General features: G+C 60.1%; 19 protein-coding genes, 1 tRNA gene and 1 pseudogene. 12 read left to right on the top strand and 9 right to left on the bottom strand.

The features are described from left to right. Complete coding sequence (locus RAC79_RS09465; protein WP_174040097.1) at positions 1-3,327, bottom strand: DUF2126 domain-containing protein; 3,327 nt, start codon at positions 3,325-3,327, stop codon at positions 1-3. Between the two features lie 292 nt (positions 3,328-3,619). On the opposite strand from RAC79_RS09465, the gene RAC79_RS09470 reads away from it, so the two are divergent. Next, complete coding sequence (locus RAC79_RS09470) at positions 3,620-5,428, top strand: ABC transporter ATP-binding protein/permease (RefSeq protein WP_174040096.1); 1,809 nt, start codon at positions 3,620-3,622, stop codon at positions 5,426-5,428. Between the two features lie 30 nt (positions 5,429-5,458). Here RAC79_RS09470 and RAC79_RS09475 read toward each other — a convergent pair whose 3' ends face one another. After that, complete coding sequence (locus tag RAC79_RS09475; RefSeq protein ID WP_003519634.1) at positions 5,459-5,653, bottom strand: hypothetical protein; 195 nt, start codon at positions 5,651-5,653, stop codon at positions 5,459-5,461. Between the two features lie 173 nt (positions 5,654-5,826). On the opposite strand from RAC79_RS09475, the gene RAC79_RS09480 reads away from it, so the two are divergent. The 4 genes from RAC79_RS09480 (at position 5,827) to RAC79_RS09495 (ending at position 10,619) form a co-directional block, all read left to right on the top strand. Continuing rightward, entirely contained in the window at positions 5,827-6,216 is a 390-nt protein-coding gene (locus tag RAC79_RS09480) for an acyl-CoA thioesterase (protein ID WP_035260778.1), read from the top strand. Between the two features lie 173 nt (positions 6,217-6,389). After that, the gene (locus RAC79_RS09485; protein ID WP_142845532.1) at positions 6,390-8,633 is read left to right on the top strand and encodes a polysaccharide deacetylase family protein; all 2,244 of its coding nucleotides are present in this window, start codon (positions 6,390-6,392) and stop codon (positions 8,631-8,633) included. Between the two features lie 233 nt (positions 8,634-8,866). After that, positions 8,867-9,907 carry a four-carbon acid sugar kinase family protein gene (locus tag RAC79_RS09490; RefSeq protein ID WP_142846625.1) on the top strand — a complete coding sequence of 347 codons (1,041 nt, stop codon included), beginning with the start codon at positions 8,867-8,869 and terminating at the stop codon, positions 9,905-9,907. Positions 9,908-9,911: 4 nt separating this feature from the next. Continuing rightward, positions 9,912-10,619 carry a FadR/GntR family transcriptional regulator gene (locus RAC79_RS09495; protein ID WP_035260774.1) on the top strand — a complete coding sequence of 236 codons (708 nt, stop codon included), beginning with the start codon at positions 9,912-9,914 and terminating at the stop codon, positions 10,617-10,619. 45 nt (positions 10,620-10,664) lie between these two features. On the opposite strand, the gene RAC79_RS09500 is transcribed toward RAC79_RS09495, so the two are convergent. From RAC79_RS09500 to RAC79_RS09510, 3 genes are read right to left on the bottom strand one after another with little or no spacing between them, the layout of a single operon-like run. Beyond that, positions 10,665-11,792: an iron-containing alcohol dehydrogenase gene (locus RAC79_RS09500; protein WP_174040095.1), complete on the bottom strand. Its 1,128-nt coding sequence runs from the start codon at positions 11,790-11,792 to the stop codon at positions 10,665-10,667. After that, the gene (gene pdxA / locus RAC79_RS09505; RefSeq protein ID WP_078052116.1) at positions 11,789-12,745 is read right to left on the bottom strand and encodes a 4-hydroxythreonine-4-phosphate dehydrogenase PdxA; all 957 of its coding nucleotides are present in this window, start codon (positions 12,743-12,745) and stop codon (positions 11,789-11,791) included. Before pdxA ends, RAC79_RS09500 begins: the two co-directional genes overlap by 4 nt. Then, entirely contained in the window at positions 12,742-13,938 is a 1,197-nt protein-coding gene (locus tag RAC79_RS09510; protein ID WP_174040094.1) for an exo-alpha-sialidase, read from the bottom strand. Before RAC79_RS09510 ends, pdxA begins: the two co-directional genes overlap by 4 nt. Positions 13,939-14,260: 322 nt before the next feature. Between RAC79_RS09510 and RAC79_RS09515 the strand changes: the two genes are divergently transcribed. The 7 genes and pseudogenes from RAC79_RS09515 to RAC79_RS09545 all read left to right on the top strand — a co-directional run. Beyond that, the gene (locus RAC79_RS09515) at positions 14,261-15,769 is read left to right on the top strand and encodes an ABC transporter substrate-binding protein (RefSeq protein WP_174040093.1); all 1,509 of its coding nucleotides are present in this window, start codon (positions 14,261-14,263) and stop codon (positions 15,767-15,769) included. Positions 15,770-15,845: 76 nt separating this feature from the next. After that, on the top strand, positions 15,846-16,760 hold the full coding sequence (locus RAC79_RS09520) for an ABC transporter permease (RefSeq protein ID WP_035262398.1): 915 nt from the start codon (positions 15,846-15,848) through the stop codon (positions 16,758-16,760). Positions 16,761-16,775: 15 nt separating this feature from the next. Then, positions 16,776-17,699: an ABC transporter permease gene (locus tag RAC79_RS09525; protein ID WP_065656588.1), complete on the top strand. Its 924-nt coding sequence runs from the start codon at positions 16,776-16,778 to the stop codon at positions 17,697-17,699. Continuing rightward, a complete protein-coding gene (locus tag RAC79_RS09530) occupies positions 17,692-19,335 on the top strand; it encodes an ABC transporter ATP-binding protein (protein ID WP_374996987.1) in 1,644 nt (547 codons plus the stop codon). Before RAC79_RS09525 ends, RAC79_RS09530 begins: the two co-directional genes overlap by 8 nt. Further along, a complete protein-coding gene (locus RAC79_RS09535) occupies positions 19,332-20,213 on the top strand; it encodes a dihydrodipicolinate synthase family protein (RefSeq protein ID WP_174040091.1) in 882 nt (293 codons plus the stop codon). The genes RAC79_RS09530 and RAC79_RS09535 overlap by 4 nt, the downstream gene beginning before the upstream one ends. 197 nt (positions 20,214-20,410) lie before the next feature. Continuing rightward, positions 20,411-20,500 (top strand) — tRNA-Ser (locus RAC79_RS09540). 407 nt (positions 20,501-20,907) lie between these two features. Continuing rightward, a pseudogene (locus tag RAC79_RS09545) lies at positions 20,908-21,351 on the top strand (site-specific integrase); the annotation flags it as partial. Between the two features lie 22 nt (positions 21,352-21,373). Here RAC79_RS09545 and RAC79_RS09550 read toward each other — a convergent pair. From RAC79_RS09550 to RAC79_RS09565, 4 genes are read right to left on the bottom strand one after another with little or no spacing between them, the layout of a single operon-like run. Further along, entirely contained in the window at positions 21,374-22,048 is a 675-nt protein-coding gene (locus RAC79_RS09550; protein ID WP_174040090.1) for a flavin reductase family protein, read from the bottom strand. 1 nt (position 22,049) lies between these two features. Next, positions 22,050-23,474 carry a Xaa-Pro peptidase family protein gene (locus RAC79_RS09555; RefSeq protein WP_174040089.1) on the bottom strand — a complete coding sequence of 475 codons (1,425 nt, stop codon included), beginning with the start codon at positions 23,472-23,474 and terminating at the stop codon, positions 22,050-22,052. Between the two features lie 31 nt (positions 23,475-23,505). Beyond that, positions 23,506-24,327 carry an ABC transporter permease gene (locus tag RAC79_RS09560; RefSeq protein WP_142845390.1) on the bottom strand — a complete coding sequence of 274 codons (822 nt, stop codon included), beginning with the start codon at positions 24,325-24,327 and terminating at the stop codon, positions 23,506-23,508. Next, a complete protein-coding gene (locus RAC79_RS09565; protein ID WP_142845389.1) occupies positions 24,320-25,147 on the bottom strand; it encodes an ABC transporter permease in 828 nt (275 codons plus the stop codon). Before RAC79_RS09565 ends, RAC79_RS09560 begins: the two co-directional genes overlap by 8 nt. Positions 25,148-25,152 lie beyond the last annotated feature (5 nt).

Here is a 25,152-nt window from a genome sequence, read left to right on the forward strand (position 1 = left end):
TTACACTCCGTAAGGCCGACGCAGATCGAGCGTCAGCGGAAATTCTGGCGACATGGTTTCCGCCTGTAGCGGATATTGCCCTGCCGTATGTCCCCATGGTTCGAAACGGGCGAGGCGGCGTGCCTCGGCCTCATTGCCGTTGACGGGAAAGGTCTCGTAATTGCGCCCGCCCGGATGAGCAACATGGTAGATGCATCCGCCGATCGATCGCCTCGACCATGTATCATAAATGTCAAAGGTCAAGGGTGAATTGACGGGCAGAACGGGATGCAGGCCGGAAGCGGGCTGCCATGCCTTGAAGCGAACGCCGGCGACCGCGACACTGCGGTTTTCGGTCGGGGTCAGCGGCACGGCGCGGCCGTTGCAGGCAACCGCGTAACGGGCGGGGTTGGAGGTTTCCAGCCGCACCTGCAGGCGCTCGACGGAGCTGTCGACATAACGCACGGTTCCGCCGATGGCGCCCTGTTCGCCCATCACATGCCAGGGCTCCAGGGCCTGGCGCAATTCCAGCTTCGCGCCCTCATATTCCACTTCCCCGAAGAAGGGGAAACGGAATTCCTGCTGGGCGGTGAACCATTCCGGCTTGAGGTCGAAACCGTTTTCCCTGAGGTCGGCAAGCACGTCGAGGAAATCCGCCCAGATATAATGCGGCAGCATGAAGCGGTCGGCGAGCGCCGTGCCCCAGCGCACGAATTTGCCGGCGGCCGGGTTTTTCCAGAAACGGGCGATGAGGGCGCGCACCAGCAATTGCTGGGCGAGCGACATGCGCGCGTTGGGCGGCATTTCGAAACCGCGGAATTCCACAAGGCCAAGGCGGCCGGTCGGCCCGTCAGGGGAAAACAGCTTGTCGATGCAGATTTCGGCGCGATGGGTATTGCCCGTCACATCCGTCAGAAGATTGCGGAACAGCCGGTCGACCAGCCATGGCAGGGGCGGCACGCCTTCTCCGGGGGCAGGCACCTGCGCAAGCGCGATCTCCAGCTCGTAGAGACTGTCGTGGCGGGCTTCGTCGATACGCGGCGCCTGGCTCGTCGGGCCGATGAAGAGGCCTGAGAAGAGATAGGAGAGCGAGGGGTGCCGCTGCCAGTGCAGAACGAGGCTTTTGAGAAGATCGGGCCGGCGCAGGAAGGGGCTGTCATTGGGGTTGGCGCCGCCCACGACCACATGGTTGCCGCCGCCGGTGCCGGTGTGGCGGCCGTCGATCATGAACTTGTCGGCGCCGAGACGCGACTGACGCGCTTCCTCATAAACAGCCGTGGTGATGTCGACGCAATCCTTCCAGCCCGCGGCGGGATGGATGTTGACCTCGATGACGCCGGGATCGGGTGCGACCCGGATGACATTGACGCGCTCGTCATGCGGCGGCGCATAACCCTCGATATGGACGGGCAAGCCAAGATCGGCGGCTGCCGCTTCCGCTGCTGCAATCAGTTCGAGATAGTCCTCGATGCGCTCGACCGGCGGCATGAAGACGCAAAGCCTTCCGTCACGCGGTTCCACCGACATGGCGGTGCGCACCGCGCCGCCGATTTCGCCGAGCGTCTGTTCGATGCGCTCCTGCCCTGCGGCCTCGCTGGCATGGAAGGAGGCTTCGGGCATGGCGCGGCCCGATGGCGTCAGCACATCTGGAAGCGGACCGCGGGGGATCGAAGGATCGGCTTCATGAATATAGGGATAGGCGGATGGCGGCACATAGGGCAGGGTACCAAGCGGCAGGCGATAACCCACCGGGCTGTCACCCGGAACGAGGAATATTTTACCGCGCCGCGTCTTCCATTTTTCGCTGATCCAGCGTTTGCCGGCGGCGCGCGCATTCCACGCCTGAACGGGAAGAATATAACCGGTCGGTGTCGTCAGTCCCCGTTCGAAGACGCGGGCCATGCGGTTTCGCTCCTCCGGGTCTTTCAGCTTGGAATTGGACGGGTCGACATTGTCGGGAAGGCTGCCTTCCTTGATGATCCATTCGGCCGGATCCTCATAGGCCGGCAGCACCAGCTCAGGCTCGATGCCGAGATGGGAGGCTATGCCGCCCAGCAGTTTTTGCGCATCTTCCGCCTTGACGCCCGTATTTGCGCCATCCTCGGCGATCAGCGCCGGGTTCTGCCAGATCGGCAGGCCGTCCTTGCGCCAATAGAGCGAGAAGGTCCAGCGCGGCAGGCTTTCGCCCGGATACCATTTCCCCTGCCCGTAATGTAGAAAGCCGCCCGGTGCGAAACGCTCACGCAGGCGGCGGATCAGGGCATCGGCCTTTTCACGCTTTGTCGGCCCGACCGCGCCGGTGTTCCATTCGTCGGATTCGAAATCGTCGATGGAAACGAAGGTCGGTTCTCCGCCCATGGTCAGCCGGACATCATGGCTGTTCAGAACGTCATCGACCTCCTGACCGAGCGCGTTGAGTTCCTCCCAGCTTTCATCCGAAAAGGGTTTGGTGATGCGCGGCGTTTCGGCAACCCGCCGGACCTGCATGTCGAAGGCGAATTCCGTGTTGGCATGGCCGTAATAACCGCCTGAAATCGGCGCCGCATTGCGGTAATGCGGCGTTGCCGCCAGCGGAATATGGCTCTCGCCCGTCAGAAGTCCCGAGGTGGGGTCAAGGCCGATCCAGCCCGCGCCGGGCATATAGACTTCGGCCCAGGCATGCAGATCGGTAAAATCCACTTCGGTGCCGGATGGGCCATCCAGCGCTTTGAGATCGGGGGTGAGCTGAATGAGATATCCCGACACGAAACGGGCGGCGAGGCCAAGATGCCGCAGAACCTGCACGAGCAGCCAGCTGGTATCGCGGCAGGACCCCTTGCCGGAAGCAAGCGTCTCCTCCGGCGTCTGGACGCCCGGTTCCATGCGGATGACGTAACCGATCTCCTGTTGCAGGCGGGCATTGAGGCCAACGACCATATCCACCGTCTGCTGCCCCGGCGTGCGGTCGACGGTGGCCATAAAGGCGGCAAGCAGCGGGCCTGTCGGCTCCGGCTTCATGTAGATGGAGAGATCGTCGCGCAATTCCTGCGGATAGTCGAAGGGCCACTTTGTCGCCTCTTCCTCCACAAAGAAATCGAACGGATTGTAAACCGTCATATCGGCGACAAGATCGACCTCGATCTTAAATTCCGTCGCGGGCTCGGGAAAAACGAAGCGGGCGAGGTAATTGCCGTAGGGATCCTGCTGAAGGTTCACGAAGTGATTGGAGGGCGAAACCTTGAGCGAATGGCTGATAACACGGGTTCTGGAGTGCGAGGCGGGCTTTAATCTTATGATCTGTGGTCCAAGGCGAACCGGATTGTCGTATTTATAATGCGTCAGATGATAGATGCTCGCTTTGATCGCCATTAATCTGCCTTGCCCGGTTTTCCGGCTTATGCGGTTTGTCCGCCCCTCTGAAATTATTCGGATTTTGTGCAATGCAGGAAAAGAAAGCAAGGATCATTTCCGGGGGCAGCCGCATTGTTGGTCGAGGTCGCGATATTTGCCCGCGGTAAGAATTGTCCGGGCTTTTCAATCATCGCCGCTGAGATTTCGCCGGGATTGTGGACAAGGTCGAACGGCGTGTTATTGCTTGGCAATGAAAGGCGCAGAATCGCGACCCGCTTTCTTTGCCGACTGACGTTTCGGAATGGAATGAATGGCAACAACGGTGACCGACGATCAGCGCAAAAGCGCGGCTAATCTTTCGGGTTTCGATCTCGATTTCCCGGCGCAGCTGCGCATGATGGGGCGTGCCTTCTGGACCTCGCCGGTGCGCACCCGGCTGATCTTGCTGTCGATAGCGCTGCTCACGGTGATATTGCTCACCGCCTATGGGCAGATCAGGCTCAATGAATGGAACGCGCCGTTTTACAACGCGCTGGAGCGGCGCGATCTTGCCGCCTTCATTCACCAGCTGGAGGTCTTCGCCATCATCGCGGGGCTGTTGCTTCTCCTCAACGTCATCCAGACCTGGCTGAACCAGATGACGGCGCTGAACATGCGCGAGGGCCTTGCCAAGGATATGGTGGATCAATGGCTGAAACCGGGACGGGCCGCGCGTCTTGCCGGTTTCGGCACGATTGCGATCAACCCCGACCAGCGCCTGCATGACGATGTCCGCAATCTGGCTGAAAGCAGCACGGCGCTTTCCATCGGTCTCGTCAATGCGACGATCCTGCTCGTCAGCTTTATCGGCGTCCTCTGGTCTCTCTCGGCCGGCTTCGCCATCACCATCAACGGCGATACCTATGCGATCCCCGGCTATATGGTCTGGGCGGCGATCCTTTACGCCGGTTCGGCTTCCCTCCTCAGCAATCTCGTCGGTTATCGGCTTGTCGGGCTGAATGCCGAGCGTTATTCCAAAGAGGCGGAGCTTCGCTTCTCACTGATGCGGGCCAGCGAAAATCTTGCCGCCATTGCCCTTGCACGTGGCGAAAAGAACGAAAGGCGGCGGATAGGCATCGATATTGATGCGGTGCTCGGCGTCATTCGCGGGCTCGCTATGGCGCTAACGCATCTGACATGGGTTTCGGCAGGATATGGCTGGCTGGCGGTGGTGGCGCCGATCCTGATCGCGGCTCCGGTTTATTTCTCCGGCAACCTCACCTTCGGCGGGCTGATGATGGCTGTCGGTGCGTTCAACCAGGTCAACACGGCACTGCGCTGGTACATTGACAATTTCGGGCCGATCGCCAGCTGGAAGGCGACGTTGCAGCGCGTTTCGGTGTTCCGTAACGCCCTTATCCAGATGGACAGCGTCGAACAGCACGGCCTGGCGATCGATCTGCAACGCAGCGCGGAGAATGAAAAAATCCGTCTCCAGTCGGTGGTGATCTGCCGCGATGCGGGTGGGCAGGATCTGGATCGCGGCTTCCAGCTGCGCGAGAGCGAAGTCGAGATCGGGCCGGGCGAACGGCTGATGATCAATGGCGAGCAGGGCGTGAACCGAAGGCTGCTGTTTGCGGCCATGGCGGGCCTGTGGCCCTGGGGGCAGGGCAGGATTGAGATGCCCGAGCAGTCCGACACGCTTTTCATCGCCCAGCACGGCTATCTGCCGGCGGGATCGCTGCGTGAAATTCTCGCCTATCCGCGCGCGCCCCAGCGTTTCGCCGATGCGGATTATGTCTCGGCGCTCACAGCCTGCGGGCTTGGCGAGATGGCATCGCGTCTCGAGGAAAACATTCGCTGGGATAAAAAACTGGATTCGGATGAGCAGGCCAGCATTCGGGTTGCCAATGCCCTGCTGCTGAAGCCGAAATTCGTCGTTATCGACGATTTGCTCGAAGGGCTGGAAAAACAGACGCAGGATACGCTGGCGGAAGTTCTGAACGGGATCGAGGGTGCGGCGATCGTCTATATCGGCCGGTCGGAAACATTCCTGTCGGTGCTCGCCCCGGCTGTGGCGCATCTCGACCACACCGCGCAGAAGGAAAATATCTCCAGGCCCGGGAGTGCTCCGCAATAGGGCATTGGATATCGGGCTGGTCCGAGCGGACTAGAGCCGCAAATGCCATTTGTCCGAATCGAGCCGCTGCTGTTTGGCAAGGCTTATGGTGGTGTCCGGCTCTACCTGAGAACGCAGGGCAAGGGTGCCGGTCGCCAGGCTGATGGCGACGACGCTGGCGACCGCCAGGACGATACGGTCGTAGCGCTGCTGTATTGTGTTGTTTCCACTCCAGTCGTAGGCCATTCGGATGCCCTCGCGTTTTTTGGAATCGTGCCTCATCATGGTTAACCGAAGATTACGATGGCTCTGTGATTCCTTGCTGTTTTGGAAGGGCTGCCGCGACAAATCGGCTATTGGCGGATGGGGCGCGGTTGTTTAAGTCCGGCAGCGGGAGGCTTGTGAAAGGACTTTGAGATATGGACCAGCAACCGCCCGCCGATATGGAACTCACGCTCAGAACGCTTGCGATGCCCGCCGATGCCAACCCCGCCGGCGATATTTTTGGCGGCTGGGTCATGTCGCAGATGGACCTTGCCGCTTTCGTCCGCGCCAATGATGTGGCCGGCGGCCGCACTGTCACCGTCGCAGTCAATGAGATCGTCTTCAAGAAGCCGGTCAAGATCGGCGACACATTGTGTGTCTATACCAAAATCGAAAAGATCGGCCGCACCTCCGTCACGTTGAAGATCGAGGCCTGGACCCGCAGGCACTATCAGGATTCACGCGAGAAGGTGACGGAGGCCGTTTTCATCATGGTCGCGGTGGACGACAACGGCGATCCGCGTCCCGTCCGCAAGGAGGCGTGAGGCGGCATCCTCATTTTCTTTTCAAAGCAATTCCGAAGCGCCTGCAAAAGATTAAAAGCATCGGCGTTTCGGATTTTTCGCAATTCGATGTCGGTCCGCTCAATACTTTAGAAATATCCAATTTATTTATCAATTTTTGCGATCAAGATATGGAATAGGACGGGGATCAGGCTTTGACCATTCCAGGTGTTGTTATTGTCGGCGGCGCTCACGGTACGCTCGCCCTTGCCCGAAGCCTCGGCGCCCTGAATGTGCCCGTTTATTACCTCACCCACGATTCTCCTTTGCCGGGTTGGTCGCGTTTCGTGCGGAAAACAATCCGCTGGGCCGGCCCGCATGATGCCGGGGCACTGCCGTTCCTGCGTCAAATGGCCGACAAGCATGGTTTGAAGGGCTGTCTGCTGGTGCCGTCCGGCGATGGAGAGGTCCAGCTTGTTGCGCAGCATCGTGAGGAACTGTCCTCGCTCTACAAAATCATCCTGCCGGATTGGACTGCGCTGCAATGGCTCTGCGAAAAGCCGCTGCTTTACCAGCGCGCCGCAGAACTTGGCGTCAGTATTCCGCGAACCTATGCGCTGGCATCGGCCGCTGACATCGATACGCTGGACATATTGTTTCCCGTCATTCTCAAGCCGAATATGGGCGGTGGCGATACCACCATCGCCAGAGCGAAAGTCATTCGCGCCGATGACCGACATGCTCTGAAAACGGCTTTTGCCGATGCGAGTGGAGAGATCGGCGCTGGCAATGTCGTCGTACAGGAACTCATTCCGGGTGGGGGAGAAAGCCAGTTCTCCTACGCCGCGCTCTGGCTGAACGGAGAGCCGGTAGCGGAATTCACTGCCCGGCGCGCTCGGCAATATCCTGTCGATTTCGGCTATACCAGCACCAGCGTCGAGGTCGTCGACAACGGGCAGGCGGTGGATGCGGCCCGAAAAATACTGAAATCGGCCGGTCATAGCGGGCTGGTCGAGGCGGAATTCAAGCTCGACGGCCGGGACGGAAAACTGAAGCTTCTCGATGTCAATCCACGCCCATGGTCATGGTTTGGCCTTTGCTCTGCAGCGGGCATCGACCTTGGCGCCCTGCTATGGCGGGTCGCCAATGGCGAGCCGGTCGGCCAGCCCGGCAATGCGCGGCAGGGCGTTTCCTGGTCCTATCTTGTCCGCGATTCCGTTGCCGCCTTCACATTGGCCCGAAGGGGGCAGGCGAAAATCGGCGACTATTTCGCTTCTCTTCGCAATATCCGCAGCTGGGCCGCCTTTGCGCCGAACGATCCCTTGCCGGGCCTGATCGATCTGCCGTTGACGGTCTCGAGAGTCGTGAGAAAACGCCTTCTTCCCAGCCTGACATCAGGACAATCGGGGAGAATTTTCTTTCAGCCGATAAAACGCCTTGTGAAATATGGAGCCATAAGGGCGGGGCTGGAGGTGAGTTCTCTCCCGGCCGTCCGTTCGGCATTTCCGTCTTTTGCCGGCCGTGGTGTGATCTTCACGCTTCATCATGTGCGCCCCGGAGGCGCTGTTTCGGCTTTCGCACCCAATGTGCAATTGTCCGTCACGCCGCAATTTCTGGAAGAGGCGATACAGGCCGCACTCGAATGCGGTCTCGTTCCCGTGCATCTGCACGATCTGCCGGCTCTGCTTGCCGATAATCACGAGGGCCGGTCGTTCTGCGCCTTCACGCTTGATGACGGCTATCGAAACAATGCCGACTATGCCGCGCCGATCTTCCGTAAATATGCCGTTCCCTACACGATTTTCATCACGCCGGGTTTTGTGGAGCGAACACGCAGCCTCTGGTGGGAAACCGCCGCTGCCCTGACGCAGAAAGCCGCGTCGTTCGAATTCGATTTCGGGGCGGGGCCGGAGCATGTGGCATGCGCCAGCCCTTCGCAGAAAGCGGAGGCATTCATGCGGCTTGAAGATTTTGTCCAGAACTTTTCCGAAGACGAGGCGGTGGAAAGGATCGATCATGTCGCGAGGCAGCATGGCGTCGATCCCATCGCGATCGTGGACGAACTTGTCATGGATGAAGATGAGCTCAGGGCGCTGGCGAAGGACCCTCTGGTGCATTTCGGCGCGCATACCATGACGCATGTGAATATGCGTAAGGTCGATGCGGCGCGTCTGGCTTATGAGATCGCGGAATCGACGCGCCGGGTGGAAGCCTATGCCGACCATCGGCCACGGTCCTTTTCCTATCCCTATGGCTGGGTAAAGGCCGTGGGAGAACGGGAAGCGAAAGCGGTTCAAGATGCAGGATTTTCCGCGGCAGTGACCACGCAGGCGGGCGTTATCGGTCCCCACAGCCTTGAAAAGCCGACGCAGTTACCGCGTGTATCGCTGAATGGACGCTTTCAGAAAAAGCGCTTCGTCAAGGCGCTCATCTCGGGCCTGCCCTTCCGGTTCATCTAGCGACGTTGTTCGTTCGCAATCTCTCGGCCGTCTCGCCATATATGGCTGCGGCCCGCGTTTGGCGTTCTATTTGCCGTTTCCGATTTCCTATTTCGTTCTTTGAGCCTCTTTGCGGCCGAATTGGCCAATCCGAAAAGATGCGCCATAATTTTTGTTATTCACATCTATTTATCTATTGATTATAAATAAATTTATCGACGTAAAACATTACAACTTTTATGAAGGCCTCACCCGTGCTGCTGATTTTTGCCGATGATCTGACCGGAGCGCTCGACGCCGCCGCTCCCTTTGCCGGGCGCGGGCTGGCGACCGAGGTTGCGATCGGGCTTGACGGTGTGCGTGCGGCGCTGGCGGATGCGCCCGCCGTCCTTAGCGTCAATCTCGGCTGCCGCGATGGCGAAGCGGATGAAGCCCGGCGTCGCACGCAGGAACTGTTGGGGCTGGCTCCCGCCGATGCTGTCCTTTTCAAGAAGATCGATTCCCGCCTGAAAGGGCATATTGCGGCGGAAATGGATGCGATTTCCTATCGGCACGCGCTTGTCGCGCCCGCCATTCCGGATTTCGGACGTGTCGTTACTGGCGGAGCCGTTTCCGGCTTTGGCGTCGAAGCTGCCATTCCGGTTCATGAAAGGCTGGGCGGACATGCCGGCCGCTGCACGATACCCGACACGCGATCACAGGGCGATATCAGGGAAGCTCTCGCCGCTGCGCAGGCAGAAGGGGCCGATCTTCTGGTTGGCGCGCGTGGGCTTGCCGAGGCGCTGGCTGAAGCGATGACGGCGCAGGCTGTTCCTGAAGCGGCGATCATTCCACCCGGCAGGGGGCTTTTTGTCATCGGGTCCCGCGATCCGATCACGGTGGAGCAGATCGACGTTCTCAAAAGCGTTGGACCTGTCTCGATCATAGAGGCGCCGAATGGCGTCATGCCCCGCCACACCGATGACGGTGCCGCTCTGACGCTGGTTCAAGCGACGCAGGGTATGGAAAATCTGTCGCCACTTGCGGTTTCAGACCGGTTGGCGGAGGGCGTCGTGCCGCATCTTACCGCGAGCGCCGCCAGGCTGCTGTTATCGGGCGGAGCCACGGCAGAGGCCGTGCTGCGGGCCATGGGCGTTTCGCGCCTGCGTCTTGCCGGCGAATGCCTGCCGGGTCTCGGGGTCGGCTGGTCCGGAGATCAATGCATCATTGCGAAATCCGGCGGTTTTGGGCAAGCTGACACGTTGAAACGGATAGCGAAAATGATGCTTGGCGACAATGACGCTGGAGAGAGCTGACCAGATGGGGCTGATGAAAGAAACGGCGCGCAAGGCACTTCCGGACATTATTTTCGAGAGAATGCACCGGGCGATCAAATCCGGGGCCTACAAGCCGGATGAGCGGCTGCCGACAGAGCATGAACTCGCCATGGAATTCGAAGTGTCGCGACCTGTCGTGCGCGAGGCGTTACGGCGGCTGCGCGAGCAGGGGTTCATTTATTCCCGCAGGGGCTCCGGCAGCTATGTCAGGGCTTTTGGCCTGCGCGAGCCGCTTGGCTTCGGGCAGCTTGAAAACGTTGCTGATCTTCTCAACTGTTACGAATTCAGGCTGACGCTGGAGCCGGCTGCGGCGGCCGCGGCAGCCTTGCGGCACGATGGCGAGAGACTTGCGGCGATCCGGAAGGCGCTCGAACTGATGCGGGATGCGACCAATCGCCAGTCCCACCGTGAGGATGCCGATTATCAGTTCCACCTCGCCATCGCGCGGGCGGCGCGAAACAGCTATTTCTCCACCGCGATGGAAGCGCTCAAGGACCATATTGCAATGGGAATGAAGTTCCACGGCATGTCGGTGAAGCGGGAGGCATCCGGCCTGACGCGTGTTTTCGCCGAGCATGAGGCAATCGCAAAGGCGATTGCCGATGGGGACGCAGAGGCGGCGCGCCAGTTGATGCTCCAGCACCTGACCGGATCGCGCGACCGCCTGTTCGAGTCTTCGCACGCGGATTAAGCGGGCGGCCGAAGACCGATGCGCGTCCGCGCACCGGATTTTTGCTTAGAAGGCGTGGCGGTAAATGCCGAGCACGTCCTCGACGCTCATATCGACGGGATTATTGTCCATTAGCCGACGGATGGCATGCGCATCCTCGGCATATCGGGGAAGATCGGCCTCAGTCGCGCCATGCCGTGCGAGTGACATTTCGATGCCGAGCCCGGCACAGAAATCCGTTGCCGCCTTGCGCAGATCGTCCGGCGAAAGGTGCTCGCGAAGCCCGAGCGCTCCCGCCACTTCCGCCGTCTTCGCCGAAACCGCAGGCTGGTTGAAGGCCAGAACGTGCGGAAACACGATGGCGTTTGCCAGCCCGTGCGGCAGGTTGAGAAGCGTGCCGAGCGGATAGGCGATGGCGTGGCCGGCCGCCGTATTGACGGGGCCGAGGCAGATGCCGCCATAATAGGAGGCGAGCATCATGCCTTCCCGCGCTTCGGTATCCGCACCGTCGCGAACGGCGCGCGCCAGATATTTACCGACCAGTGCAAAGCCCATGCGCGCGAAACCGTCGATCATCGGATGGGCCTTGCGGTTGGTGAAGGCTTCGACGCAATGGGCCATGGCATCCACCCCGGTTGCCGCCGTAACGGCTGATGGGACGGAATAGGTGAGTTCCGGATCGAGCACGGCGAAATCCGCGATCAGATAAGGGCTTTCGACCGCGATCTTGTTGCCTTTCACCGGGTCTGTGATGAGCGAACGGATGCCGGCTTCCGAGCCGGTGCCGGCAGTGGTGGCGATCTGCACCAGCCGTGTGTCGCGCCCGGCAACCCTGTTCGGCCCGGCCACGTCTTCAAGCGACTGGTTGGAATTCCAGAGAGCAGCGACCAGCTTCGCCACATCCATTACCGAACCGCCGCCGAGGCCGATGACGAGATCTGGCCTGGCAGCGCGTGCTGCGGCAAGGGCGGCTTCCAGCGTTGTTGTGTCCGGCTCGCCGGGAATGGCGTCGAAGATCGTGAAAGGGCCCTGCAATTGCAGCCGTTCGGCAAATTTCGCCGTCAGCGGTGTGGCGATAATCAGGGTCGATGCGGTTTTTCCCGCCCAGGTGCCGATCTGTGAAATGGTGCCGGCGCCGACGGCGAGCCGTCTTGGCTGGTGGAGGAGAATGGGAGCTGTCGACATGGTGCTCATTCCTTCCGTTCCTTGCCCGCCACCAGCTTGCGCGCATAGGCGATGGCCGCATTCATGTTGCCGTGATTGGCGATGCCCTTGCCGGCGATATCGAAAGCCGTGCCGTGATCGACGGAGGTACGGTCTATCGGCAGATCGACAGAGACATTGACGGCGGTGTCGAAGGCGACAAGCTTGATCGGGATATGGCCTTGATCGTGATATTGCGCGACGACGAGATCGAAAGCGCCGGAATAGGCCCGGTGGAACACGGTATCGGCGGAAATCGGCCCCTGCACCTCGATGCCTTCGGCGCGGGCGGCAGCGACCGCTGGCGCAATCCGGTCGTCATCTTCGGTGCCGAACAGGCCGTTTTCACCGCAATGCGGGTTGATGCCGGCAACCGCGATGCGCGGCCGCTCGTAGCCGATGCGCTTCAGATGCGCGTTGCCGGCTCGGATGGTTGCCAGCACCCGCTCCGTCGTCGCCCGGCGAATGGCCTCCTGCAGGGAAACATGGGTGGAAACGTGAATGACCTTCAACCGTTCGGAGGCGAGCAGCATATAGGCGGCCGAGGAGCCGGTGAGGCTTCGCAACATGCCGGTGTGCCCGTCATAATGATGACCGGCGAGATTCAGGGCTTCCTTGTTGATCGGCGCGGTGACGATGCAGCCGATTGCGCCCGCTTCGGCATCGCGAACGGCCTTTTCGATGAAACGGAACGCGGAGTCTCCGGCCACTGGCGACAATGTACCCCAAGGCAGCGGCGCGCCTTCCACAGGCAGGTCGACCACATATTGAGTGAGATCGATATCAACACCGAGCGCATCCCGCGCCGCTTCCAGCGTGGCGAGGTTGCCGTAAATCCGCGTCGCCGCACGATCCGGGGCGGACATTTCGGCGAGCGCCCGCACCGTGATCTCGGGGCCGACGCCGCAGGGGTCGCCCATAGTGATGCCAATGATGTTGCTCATTTTTGTCTCCCGTCGTTCTCGTCAGCCCAGCCGGGCGCCAGCCGGACATATTTGATTGCGCGGCGATGATAGGTGTAGCTCGCATGCAGCGTACCGTCCGGCGCTTCCAGAAGCCACGGATAGGACATTTCCAGATTGCGCCCATCGGTCGAATCGTTCGAAAGGCAGGTGCCCGGTCCGTCTTCGATCAGTATCCGGGTGGTAAAACTGCGCCCGTCATCGTCGGACAGGCAGATAGAAACCGGCGCGCGCGGCACGCCCCAGACCGGTACACAGCCGCCGCTCGGATCGGCATCCGGCCTGTCGTCTTCCTCTCCCAGCTCGTCATAAAGCGAGGCGCGGCGGTCGCTCGACTGCGCGGCGTTGACGGGGTTGCAGATCATAGCCAGCCTGCCATCGTTGAGACTGATCACGGCAATGGAGGAATTATTGTTGGGCACATCGGTCGGCTTTGGCTTTGACCACGAGCGGCCGCCATCGGTGCTTTCGGTGCGATAGACGAAATCGGCCTGACGGCGGCGGAAGAAGGCGGCGTAGCGCCCGTCCGTCACCGCGACCGGGCTCATATGCACGCAGCCGGTCGATTCCTCCAGCTCCTGCAATTGCCAAGTCGCGCCATTGTCCGTGGATATGCCGAGCGCTGCCGTATCATGGCTGCCGTTCCATTTCTGGCCGGGGCGCTGGACGCAGCGGAAGATCGGCAGCAGCCAAGCGCCGTCATCGCGGATGCGCAGCGGTGCGCGGATGAAACAGCCCTGCGGGAGATCGAGAAAACGGCCTTCCTCGGAAATAAGCTTTTCCGGTGCAGTCGCGTCTCGGTGGATGCGCGCCATGCGAATGCGGCATTCATCCTGATTGCCGGAGGGCTGGGCTGTGTGAAACAGCCAGAGAACGCCATCTGGCGCAGTGAAGAGGACCGGGTTCTGTTCGGAATGAGCGGGGTCGTGGCTCAGGCGCTGCGGCGGTCCCCAGCGGGTTGCACCCGCTGTCAGCACGGATGCGAAAATCGAAATATCCGATTTTCCTTCCAGCGTGCCGCCGAACCATGCGCAGAGCAGGGTGCCGTCATCCAGAAGGTGCAGGAAGCTCGCATGGTTCTGGATCATGGGTGACGGCAGGAACGCTTCCTGCCGGTCTTCCGACACGGCATGGATGGCTCCGGTCATGGCTTGAGCGATGTCATCAGGGGTCATCGTGGTCTCCTCTTGTTCCGATGAAAATGACATATTAAAAAAGTTGTCAAGTTTATTTGATGAAAAAAGAGGATCAATCGTTTTTGGATTTCTGAACTAAATCTTTGTTTTTAAATAAAAAAAATAATGAATTTGGTTTGAATAAAAATTGCCTTCGAAAAATAAATTGACAAAAAATGCGATAACGTCGATGCTCTGTTTACGGGTGGAGGAGACAATCATCCGCAAGCCATGCTCCTCAATGCAGGAGATGGGGATTTTCAGATGCCCCTTGCGGCGCGCCGCCATGTTGCTGAATTTCTGAATCTGGGAGGAGAACGGAATGAAGAAGTCATTGATTGCGGGCGCCCTTGTCTTGGGTTCCCTCAGCGCCGCGGTTTCGCCGGCGCTCGCGGAATCGGGGCCGATCAAGATCGTGCTGGCGGAAGAGGCGGACCTGCTGGAGCCCTGCATGGCCACCCGCTCCAATATCGGCCGCATCATCATGGAAAATGTCAGCGAGACGCTGACCGAGCTCGATGTTCGCGGCAATAAGGGCGTTCAGCCGCGCCTCGCCGAGAAGTGGGAGCAGAATGCCGATGGAAGCTGGCGTTTCCACCTGCGTGAAGGCGTGAAGTTTTCCGACGGCACGGCATTCGATGCCAAGGACGTCAAGCACAGCTTCGAACGCATCATGAGCGACAAGAACGCCTGCGAGTCCCGCCGTTATTTCGGCGGCATGACGGTGACCCCGTCTATCGTCGATGACCACACGATAGACTTCAAGACCGACCCGGCGCAGCCCATTCTGCCGCTCCTCATGTCGCTCGTCACCATCGTTCCCGAAGAAACCAAGATGGAATTCATCCGCGAGCCTGTCGGCACCGGGCCTTACAAGCTGACCAACTGGACGCCGGGCCAACAGATTGTCCTCACCGCACGCGACGATTATTGGGGCGCCAAGCCGCAGGTGACGGAAGCGACCTATCTTTTCCGCGCCGATCCTTCGGTTCGCGCCGCCATGGTGCAGACCGGCGAAGCCGATCTTTCACCTTCCATTTCGCAGCTCGACGCTACCAATACGAAGACCGACTTCTCCTATCTCGACAGCGAGACGGTCTATATGCGTCTCGATCACAATATTGCGCCGCTGAACGATGTGCGGGTGCGCCGCGCACTCAACCTTGCCATCGACCGGCAGGCCTTCCTCGGCACGCTGGTTCCGGAAGGTGCCGTGCTGGCCACCGCTCTCGTTCCGCCGACCACGCTTGGCTGGAACCCCGACGTCAAGGTCTTCCCCTATGACCCCGAGGGCGCAAAAAAGCTGCTCGAGGAAGCCAAGGCTGCCGGTGTGAAGGTGGATACGCCGATCACCATCATCGCGCGTACCGCGAATTTCCCCAACGTCACCGAGATCATGGAAGCGATCCAGCAGCAATTGCAGGATGTCGGCTTCAAGATCGACCTGAAATTCGTGGAAGTGGCCGAGCACGAAAGCTATTACTCCAAGCCCTTCAAGGAAGGCCGCGGACCGCAGATCGTCGCCGCCATGCACGACAACTCAAAGGGCGACCCGTCCTTCACCATGTTCTTCAAATATGCCACCAAGGGCACGCAGTCCGGCTTCTCGGACAAGAAGGTGGACGATCTGATCGAACGTGCGTCCGCAGCCGTGGGTGACGAACGCGCCAAGCTCTGGTCGGAACTGATCGCTTATCTGCATGACGATGTGGTGGCGGATGTGCTGCTGTTCCACATGGTTGGCTTCTCCCGCGTCTCGGAACGGCTGGACTTCAAGCCCACCATCGCCACCAACTCGATGCTGCAGCTTTCGGAAATCGGCATCAAATAAGACCCCGCGTCTTGTCAATTGAGAAGCGGCGGCGCGGCGAAAGCTTCGTCGCCGCATTGAAAAACCGGAGGCAACCATGCTGAGCTTCATCCGAAAACGTTCCGTTGCAAGCCTGATCTCCCTGATCGGCCTCATCGTCATGGTTTTTTTCCTGTCGCGCCTGACGGGGGACCCGGCCGCACTGTTTCTGCCGGTGGAGGCTTCGGAAGAGTTGAAGCAGCAGTTCCGGGCGTTGCACGGGCTGAATGATCCGCTGATGGTGCAGTTTTTGCGTTATGCGGGCGATGTAATGACTGGGGATCTCGGAGAATCGCTCAGAAAAGCCCGCCCAGCGCTGGATGTGGTGCTGGAGGCTTTCGTCTGGACGCTGTGGCTCGCGGTCATCACCATGTCGCTCGTTACCACCGCCGCCATCGTCATCGGTTCGCTTGCGGCTTTCCGATCCGGCGGCTTCTTCGACCGCATGGCCTCGAGCATCTCGCTCATCGGTGCATCCGTGCCGGATTTCTGGCTGGCGATTGTCGCTATCGTCGTATTCTCGGTCAATCTCGCCTGGCTGCCCACGTCGGGAACGGGCTCCGTGCTGCACTGGATATTGCCGATTGCGGTCCTGTTTGTGCGCCCCTTCGGCATTATCGTGCAGGTAGTGCGCGGCTCGATGATCGGCGCTTTGTCCTCGGCCTATGTCAAAACGGCGCGCGCCAAGGGCGTGAAATCGGGTCCGATCATCTTCATTCACGCTTTGCGAAACGCCATGCTGCCGGTCATCACCGTGATTGGCGACCAGGCAGCAAGCCTTCTCAATGGTGCTGTCATCGTCGAAACCATTTTCGGTTTTCCCGGTGTCGGCAAGCTGATGATCGATTCCATTCTGCAGCGCGATTTCAACGTCGTGCTCGCTGCCATTCTCGTGACCGCGCTGGCGATCTTCCTGATGAATCTTCTGATCGATATCGCCTATGCGCTCCTCGATCCGCGTATCCGGCACTGAGGAGGCCGTTCAGCCATGAGCCTTTCCAGCGCCGACACCGAAATCATCGCCGAGCCGTCCTTCGCAAGACGCATGCTGCGCATGTTGTGGGCGGATAAATTCGCGCTCTGCGCCGCGATCTTCCTCATCATCGTTGTTATCCTCGCTTTTGTCGGCCCTGCCTGGCTTGGCGATCTGGCGACGAAACAGAACCTGCGCGGGCGCAACCTCGCCCCGTTCGACTGGCAGCGCGAGTGGTATTTCTGGCTGGGGGCGGATGCGCTCGGCCGCTCGCTTCTCGCGCGCATTGTCGCCGCCACGCAAAACACGATGATGATCGCCGCCGGCGCGGTGCTTCTTTCCGCCATCACCGGCACCGTGCTCGGGTTGATCGCCGGTTTTTCCTCCAACCGTGTCGGCCAGATCATCATGCGGCTTGCGGATGTGATCATGTCGTTCCCGTCGCTCTTGATCGCGGTCATCGTGCTTTATCTGCTCGGTTCCTCCATTCTCAACCTGATGCTGGTTCTCGCCATCACCCGCATTCCCGTTTACATCCGCACCACGCGGGCAGAGGTGCTGGAGGTGCGCGAACGCATGTTCGTGCAGGCGGCAAGGGTCATGGGCGCATCGGGCAAACGCATCCTGTTCCGCCACATCCTGCCCGTCGTGTTGCCGACGCTGACGACGCTCGCCACGCTCGATTTCGCCTATGTGATGCTGGCGGAAAGCGCGCTGTCCTTCCTTGGCATCGGCATTCAGCCGCCGGAAATCACCTGGGGCCTGATGATTTCGCAGGGGCGGCAATATCTCACCAATGCCTGGTGGCTGTCCTTCTGGCCGGGGCTTGCCATCATCCTCACCACCCTGTCGCTCAACCTGCTTTCCAACTGGCTGCGCATCGCGCTTGATCCCGTGCAGCGCTGGCGGCTGGAAATGAAAGGCAGCAAGCATGGCTGACCATCTTCTCGACGTGCGCAACCTTTCCGTGGAGTTCCACACCGCAAGCGGTGTCGTCCATGCGGTAAAGGATGTCTCCTACCATCTCGACCGTGGCGAAACGCTGGCCATCCTCGGCGAAAGCGGCTCGGGCAAGTCGGTATCGTCCTCGGCTATCATGAACCTCATCGACATGCCGCCCGGACATATCAGCAGCGGCCAGATATTGCTTGACGGTCAGGACCTACTGACCATGCCGGCCGAAGCGCGCCGCGAGATCAACGGCCGGCGTATCGCCATGATCTTTCAGGACCCGCTCAGCCATCTCAATCCGGTCTATACCGTCGGCTGGCAGATCCGTGAGGCGATGACCACCCACGGCATGGACAAGGCAAAGGCCGAAGCGGAGGCGAGGCGGCTTGTCGCCCGCGTCGGCATTCCCGACCCGGACGGGGCCTTGAAGAAATATCCGCATGAATTTTCGGGTGGCCAGCGCCAGCGCGTCATGATCGCCATGGCGCTGGCTCTTCGGCCCGATCTCCTGATCGCGGATGAACCGACCACCGCGCTTGACGTGACGGTGCAGGCCGAGGTGCTTTCGCTGCTCAAGGAATTGCAGCGGGAAACCGGCATGGCCGTGCTCATCATCACCCATGATCTCGGCGTCGTTGCCGAAATCGCCGACCGGGTGGTGGTGATGGAAAAGGGTGTTCTGGTCGAGGCCGGCACGGTGCGCGAGGTTTATCGCAATCCGCAGCATCCCTATACCCGCAAGCTCATCAGTGCAGCACCCGGCAGGGGCGACATGCACGAGTCGCAGGCGACGGGCGAAGCGCTGCTCAGCGTGCGTGATGTGCGCAAGCGTTACGGCGCCTTCGAGGCGCTGAAGGGCATTTCCTTCGACCTCATGGAAGGCGAAACCATCGCGGTCGTCGGCGAAAGCGGTTCCGGCAAATCGACGTTGGCGCGTATTCTACTTCGCCTTGACGAGCCGGATGCGGGCAGCGCCTTGTGGAAGGGTCGCGACCTCTTCAAGCTTCCGCCTGCCGAACTCTTCGCGCTCCGGCGCGATTTGCAGATGGTGTTTCAGGATCCCACCCAGTCGCTCAATCCGCGCATGACGGTGTTTCAGCTGATTTCCGAGGCCTGGGTCATCCATCCGGAGATCTTGCCCAGGGCAAGATGGCGTGAGCGGGTCGCCGAATTGCTGCATCAGGTGGGTCTCTCGCCGGAACATATGCGCCGTTATCCGCATCAGTTCTCCGGCGGTCAGCGGCAGAGGATCGCGATTGCCCGCGCATTGGCGCTGGAACCGAAGCTCATCATCTGCGACGAGGCGGTCTCGGCGCTCGATGTTTCGGTTCAGGCGCAGGTTATCGCACTGCTGGACAAGCTGCGCCGCGAAATGGGCCTCTCCTTCATCTTCATTGCGCATGATTTGCCGGTGGTTCGGGATTTTGCCGATCACGTCATGGTCATGCAGCGTGGAGAGGTGGTGGAGTTCGGCACGGTTCGGCAGGTTTTCGAAGCGCCGCGCGAGGCCTATACCCGTGCCCTTCTATCCGCGAGCCTCGATCCCGACCCCGATATGCAATCTCAGCGTCATCCGGCCGTTGCCGGTGACGCCATCGGAAATTCAAGCGGAGTTCTTTCATGAGCAAGCAAGCTTTCGTCGCGCTCGTCACCTGTTTCAACGAGGACGAAACCATCAACTATGAGGCAACCCGTGCGCAGGTGCGCCGCCAGGTGGCGGCCGGCAACAACATCATGTGTGCCGGCACAAATGGCGATTTTACCGCGCTGACGCATGCGGAAAAAATCCGGCTGACGGAAGAGGTGGTGGACGAAGTTGCCGGCCGTGCCAAGGTGATCGTGAATGCGGGTATGCCCGCCACATTCGAAACCCTGCAACTTGCCAAAGCCTTCGACCGCATCGGCGTCGACGGTATCGCCGTCATCACGCCCTTCTTCATCGCCTGCACGCAGGATGGCCTGATCCGCCATTTCTCCACCGTGGCTGACGCCGTTGAAACGCCGGTCTATCTCTATGACATTCCCGCCCGCACCCAGAACCACATAGAGCCGGAAACCGCCCGCAAACTTGCTGCCCATGGCAATATTGCCGGCATCAAGGATTCCGGCGGCGCTCAGCAGACGCTCGAAGCCTATCTTCAGGTGGCAAAGGAGATGCCCGGCTTCGAGGTTTATTCCGGCCCGGATCACCTCGTTCTCTGGTCGTTGCAGAACGGGGCGGCAGGCTGCATTTCCGGCCTCGGCAACGCGCTGCCGGATGTGCTCGCCGGCATTCTCAATGCTTTCAACGCCGGTGATATCACCGAGGCCGAACGCCAGCAGGCAATCTACGCCGACTTTCGCACCGATCTCTACGCCCTCGGCTTCGCACCGGCCATGGTTAAACGCTCACTTTATCTCCAGGACCCATCCGTCGGCGCCAGCCGCCAACCGGCCCTTCTGCCGGATAAAGAGCAGGATGAAAAAATCCTGGAAATCTTGCGGCGTTATCAACGGATCTGACGCTGCTATCGAATGTGACGCGCACCCCTGCGGATAGTGCGCGTTATCTTAAAAATATCGGCGAAAACAGCCAGAAGCCGATGCATTTCCCCAGCCTCACCCATGACGAATAATTTGTGACACAAACACGAAATTCCCCTTGTCAGCCCGGCCATTGATGTTTAAGAGAAGCGCGCAACGCAAGCGTTCGCGCATGCGGAGAGGTGGCAGAGTGGTCGAATGCACCGCACTCGAAATGCGGCATACCTGCAAGGGTATCGTGGGTTCGAATCCCACCCTCTCCGCCATAATTTGCCTTGGGTGACAAGGTTTCTCTCTCAATGTTAGATTAGTTGTATTCACTTAATTTGTGACACGCCTCATTTCGAGCGGTAGGGCCACATTGTCGGCACTGCGCCAATGATGCTGTAGGTTGGACTGAACATTGCAGGCCCGGCTAGGCATTCGAGATGAGCGCCCGCCGGTGTGCGTTAGCGCTTTTGACTTACAACGGATAGGTTACCCTCTGTGGGCCGCACCAGAGAAGACCCGGTCAGCCCAAAAACAAGCGATTCGATCTCTTCCCATGGTAGATTAATATCATTCGCAATATCGCGCTTCGTGAGGCCCTTGGACCAAAGCGTAGTGAAAACTTTTGCTAAGAGTGTAGAGGTTTCGCGGTCAACTCCAAGCGGCTCGGTACGCGTGATCGACAATGAATGTTGGAGATCACGGTGGCGACAATCGGAAACTCAGAGGGCGCTGCCAAGCACAAGTGCGAAGGCGCGGTATGAAGCCCCGCTGCAAGAGCTTCGTCACCAAACTCGAAGCCGAAAAGTGGGCACGCGACCTCGAAGCACAGGTTGATAGGTGCGGAACTGCACCGGACACAAAAATACTCGAAAGCGCCGCGCTCGGGCAGTTGCTCGAACGATATCAGCGAGAAGTGTCGCCCCTGAAACGCGGGGCCGTCCAAGAGATACAGCGCATCGACGTTTTGCGCCGCCATGATCTCGCCTACCGGACGATGGTTGGCCTGAGCCAGCAGGACATTGCGTCGTTCCGTGACGAGCGGCTTCAGAACGTAGCTCCATCTACGACTGTTCGAGAGCTTGCGATCCTTAGCCACGTTCTCGAGGTCGCAATCCGCGATTGGGGCTGCCGCTTCCTGATCCGCGCCTTTACTCAGCCGCGTCGGTCTTACAAATCTTCCGGCTCTCCCATTCTTGCGGACTCAGCGTCTTGATGTCGAACTGGTCGCGGGTGCGGGTATAGGTATGCCCGCCCATGCGGCCAACGGCGTCTATCATTTGCTGGTCGATATGCAGGTTGGATGTGTTGACGGCGCCGCTGCGCACGAAGACGCCGACGACTTCACCGAGGATGATCTCGCGGGCGGGACCTACCTGCAAGGTGGTGTGGCGACGGCACTCAAGTGCTGCGGGTGCTGCGAGAATGCGTGGGCTGCACACCATCTCGCCCGGCACGGTTTCGAGACCCGCCTCTTCCATCTCGTTGATGCCAGGACCAAATTTGATGGCGCAGATCTCCATCTGGTCCACGAGTGCGTTGTCGCAGATATGCACGGTGAATTCACCGGTCTCGCGGATGTTGCGGGCCGTATCCTTGAAGCGCATGTCGGCGTAATTTTCCACGCCGATCGCAACGATTGCCGGATCATGGGTCAGCACATTGAAGAAGCTGAACGGCCCGGCATTGGGGCGACCGTCTCTGTCGACGGTTGTTACAAGCGCGATCGGGCGCGGGATAACGGTGCCGATCAGGATCTTGTAGCGCTCGCGCTCGGTGAGCCTGGAGAAATCGAAATGGGTGTGCGCTCGGGTCGTATCGGTCATCTCAGGCCTCGGCAGCAATGCGGTGGGTTTCAAGCGGAGTGTGGCGCGACAGGTTTTCGAACCCGTTCTTGGTCACGACATACATGTCACCGACATTGCAGCCGGCCGACAGTGGCTCAAGCCACTGTGTGTGGAGCACGAAGATCATTCCCTCCTCCATCAGATCGTAGTTATGGGAGGATATATTGAAGCTGTTCTGGCCGCCGGCCATGCCGACCGAATGGCCGAGATTGGGGTTATGCGGGCCATGTGTCGCCGGATAGACATGCATGAGCGTGCGGCCCTGCGCCTCCCAGTCGATGTTCTTGACATATTGGCGCGGGATAAGCCTCGCGCTGCCGTCATCCATCGGTGCCCAGTTGTAAGGCATGGTCCGGGCTTCCGGCGACGCCAGCATGCCGCGCTCGATCATGGGCTCGAAGGCCGCATTGTTCACGTCGCGCATCAGGGCACCGGGGCGGATCAGCTTTTCCGCCCGCTTGACACCTTCGGTACAGGCGGCGAGCACCTCTTCCTGGCGCCTGGTGATCTCGCCAACGGCGATCATCCTTGCAGTCTGAGCGGTGTAACCCCGATAGGTGACGTTGGAGACATAGAGATTGATCAGGTCTCCCGGTCGCACGACATGGCCATAGGGCTTGCCGCAATGGGTGCCAAATTCGTTGATGCCGATCTGGTAACCGTCACCGGTCTCACCGCCGAAGGAAAGCTGCGCCTGGGTGAAGGCCGCGTAGATCTCGTGGTCGGTCACGCCGGGTTTCGCTACGTGATAGGCCGCCTGAGTGGCGATGCTGACCAATTGGGCGGCCGCCCGAAACATCTCGATCTCGCGTGGCGAGCGGACCTTTTGCATGCGGTCGAGAATGGCATTGTCGGCAACGAATTTCACGCCTGGCATCAATGCGTCGAGGCCTGCCCAGAAGGTGAGCGAGGTGCGGTCGCCAATGCGGCCGATCTGCGCTTTCGATAGCCCCATGCCTGCCAGCAGTTCGGCACATTTTTCGGCGGTCTTGATGACGCTGTCGCCCGGACGGTCAGCATATTCCCGCCCAATCGGGCCAATCTGCCAGATGTCCTCAACAAGAACCGGCTCGCCTCCCGGTGGCAGGAGGACGGACTGGGTAAAGAAGGACAAAAGCACCATCGGTTTGTCGGCATCCGTCGGAATGATCAGCACGCCTTCGCGCATCCAGTCGCAGATATAGCGCAGATAGTGGTTCGACGTGTGAAACCAGCCCACACCACCCGTGTGGACAATCAGGGCGTCATGCCCAGCCTCCACCGCCTGGCGGCGGATACGCCGCAGACGTTCCTCGAATTCCTCGACGGGTAAGGGCAAGGGCGCTGCGAAATCAAAATCCGGCTGAAAGTCGGCGAGCAGCGAGCCGATGCGATAGGCTCCTGTTCTGGTGGCGGTCATGTTCATGGGCTATTCCTTCCAATATTGTTCTTGTTCGTCAGGCCTGTCGCGTAGGCGCCAGCACCCGCCTTGCCACCAGCATCACCACCAGCGTCAGGCCGATCAGCAGGCCGGACATTGCCGCAACGCGCACGTCGAGCGACTCCTCGATCAGCGCAAACATCCTGAGCGGCAGCACTGTCGTCTGTGCATCGGCAAGGAAAAGCGAGACGGAAACATTGTCGAGCGACTGGATGAAGACGAGGAATGCGCCGGCGAGAATGCCGGGTGTCAGCAAGGGCAGGATCACGCGCCTCAGCGTCGTGAACCATGTGGCTCCCATCACTGTCGACGCTTCCGCCAGCGAGGGATTGATACCTTGTGCGACGACCGAGGCGGCGCGGTACATCAAAGGCCCGAAAACCACCACATGGCCGACGACCGTCAGCCAGAGCGAAGGCTGCAAGCCAACGAAATTGGCGACGATCAGCGCCGCCAGACCATAAACGAGGCTCGGCAAGACCAGCGGGGCGAGAAGCAACGGCTCGATCGTGTTGACCGACCGACGCTGCAGCCGAGCCATGCCGATCGTGGCGGGCACGGCGAAGAGAAGCGAGCCGAGAACGGCAAGGCCTGCGATCTTCAGCGAGTTGCCGGCGGCAATATGCTCCGTCCCGGAGCGGATAGGATCGAGCAACGCCTCATACCAGCGCAGCGAGAACCCTTCCGGGGGGTATTTGAGCGTCTGCCCGGACGTGAACGACATGGTGATCGCGATGACGATCGGGGCTACAAGATAGATCAGGCTCAGGCCACCAAAACCGAAGACGAATGCCTTGTAGAGAATGGCGGGGACCGGGTTTTCGGATTTTCTAGGCATGGCCGACAAGCCTCCGGTGACGGGAAATCATGGTCATGCCGACGAGAAGAATGCCGGTCGACATGAGGAGCACGACGGCGATGGCAGACGCCATCGGCCAGTCGAACAGCGTGCCGACCTCTCGATAGATCAATTGCGGCACATAGACGTTGCGCGCGCCGCCAATCACCGCCTGGGTGACAAAGGAAGCACTGGTGCTGGCAAAGACGAGAATCCAGCCCGCCAGAAGTCCAGGCAGCATCATCGGCAACAGGACCGTGACGAGAATGCGCCACGGCCCCGCGCCCGAAACCTGCGCAGCCTCGGTATAGGTGACTGGGATGCGCGACAGGATCGCCACCAGCGGAAGGATGATCAGAGGCAGGTCGATCTGGCACATGGCCATCACCAAGCCGAGTTCCGTCGACATGAGCGTGAAGGGACGGTCAGTCAGCCCAAGCGCCACGAATGTCTCGCTGATCGGTCCCTGCCGCCCGAGAATGACGATCCAGGCAAAGGTCCGAACCACATTGCTGGTCAACATCGGGATCAGCGTCAGGAAAATGATGATCTGGCGTGCGGTCTTGCCGCTGTGCCAGTAGAACAGCGCGATCGGCACACCGAGCAGCGTCGTGGTGACGATGGTCTGTATCCCGAGCTTGGCGGTGTTGACGAGAACGCGATAGTTGAACGCATCGCCAAGAAAGCGCCCGTAATTGTGCAGGGACAGGCCGTCGGGTCCAATGAAGCTGAACCCGACAAGGACGGCGAGCGGCGTCGCGAAGAACGCCACCGACAGCAGAAGCATCGGGATAACGTAGGGGAAGCCGCTCGCTTTCATGGTGC

This window comes from Agrobacterium sp. LR_9 (genome assembly GCF_041954855.1).
Taxonomy (GTDB): domain Bacteria; phylum Pseudomonadota; class Alphaproteobacteria; order Rhizobiales; family Rhizobiaceae; genus Agrobacterium; species Agrobacterium leguminum.